Origin of the sequence: Pseudomonas sp. HMSC063H08, assembly GCF_001813645.1 — a bacterium.
Classification (GTDB): domain Bacteria; phylum Pseudomonadota; class Gammaproteobacteria; order Pseudomonadales; family Pseudomonadaceae; genus Pseudomonas; species Pseudomonas aeruginosa.
Map to the genome: position 1 here is coordinate 1 of NZ_KV813525.1, position 491 is coordinate 491.

The window sequence follows — 491 nt, forward strand, 5'->3', positions numbered from 1 at the left end:
GGATCGCCGTCGAACGGCGACTTGCCCGGAAGGAATGGCACTGCACCGCAGTTCGCCGTGTTGTTGAACTTGTCGTTGCAGGTTTGGATGAGCTGATCACATCCGGGGAACGCGACAGCCCGAGTACCAGGAGCGAACAGCGAGGTGCCACCGACCAGGACCAGGCGGTTGCCGGTGTGTTGCTGGATGCCACGCTGCTCGATCACTCCCTGGCCGCTGTCCCACTCGACGTAGCCTCCGCGGAACCAAGCATCGGGGTAGCCGCCGATCGCGTTGCCGGCCCCCGTCACGCTGTTGCCATCACGCAACTCGACTGTGAACGGCACGCGGTATTGCTCGCGGTCTGCCCGGCAGTTGTGATCGAACACCGTATACGGACACTCACGGCCCCATGCGAGGCTGATCGAGGTGCGCGGCTCGGTACCGAGCAGCCGGCATTTGATCTGCACGCGGCTGTCTGCCGGCCAGTTCACCTCGTCGATCCTGCCCAT

The 491-nt window shown here is 64.2% G+C and carries 1 protein-coding gene; it reads right to left on the reverse strand.

Annotation, left to right across the window (positions count from 1 at the left end):
- Positions 1-491 (reverse strand): phage BR0599 family protein (locus HMPREF2924_RS22125; protein WP_070700651.1); only part of this gene is annotated, 491 nt, incomplete at both ends.